Genomic DNA, 739 nt, shown 5'->3' with positions numbered 1-739 from the left:
GTGACGATGCGGCCGCGCAGATTGAGCACGCCGGCGATCTCGGCAGACGACAGCGGCACCCGCGTCAGCCGTTCCGGCATGAACACGTCCTGGACGCGGGAGATCGGCAGCCCGAACAATTGGCCGCCGATCACGGCGGTGACGTATTCGGCCACGGTGCCCTCGATGGTCTCGGTCTTGGTTGTCATATGCAGTTACCTTGTTTGAGCACGCTGATGCCCTAGGCCGCTTTCCGGGTGTCGGCGGTTTGTTCCTTGAGCGCCGCGATCAGGCCGGGCCGGTCGAACTTGGCGACGTAGTCGTGGAAGCCGGCCTGCCGGCCGCGCTCGATCGCCGCCGGCGACACCAGCGAGGACAAAGCGATGATCGGCAGCTGGCTCAGATTGTTGTCGGAGCGGATCGTCTCGGCGAACTCGAAGCCATTCATGTCCGGCATCTCGATGTCGGTCAGCACCACGTCAAAGCTCTGGCCGGAGCGCAGCGCGGTGAGCCCCTCCTGGGCGTTGACGGCAACCCGCACCTTGTAGCCGGCGGCCTTCAACACCGGCGCCAGCATATTGCGGAAGAACGCGGAGTCGTCGACCAGCAGCACCGACTGCGCGGTGGAGGACGCCCGCATCTCCTTGCGCGAGAACCAGTCGGCGAACGCCATCGGCAGGAAGTGGCCGACGTCGATCACCTCGGTGGCCTGGCCCTTGATCACGGCCGAGCCCAGGATGCCGTCGGCCTGGCCGGCGAC

General features: G+C 66.3%; 2 protein-coding genes. Both read right to left on the bottom strand.

The window, feature by feature from the left end:
- Positions 1-188: chemotaxis protein CheW (locus HCN50_RS35075; RefSeq protein ID WP_171713512.1), on the bottom strand; the 188-nt coding region annotated here is incomplete at its 3' end.
- Between the two features lie 32 nt (positions 189-220).
- A partial coding sequence (locus HCN50_RS35070) for a response regulator (RefSeq protein ID WP_171714017.1) occupies positions 221-739 on the bottom strand: 519 nt, incomplete at its 5' end.

Source organism: Bradyrhizobium archetypum (assembly GCF_013114835.1).
GTDB classification, from domain to species: Bacteria; Pseudomonadota; Alphaproteobacteria; order Rhizobiales; family Xanthobacteraceae; genus Bradyrhizobium; species Bradyrhizobium archetypum.
Note: the sequence above shows the minus strand (reverse complement) of the source record. Positions and strands in the feature narration are given on the sequence as shown.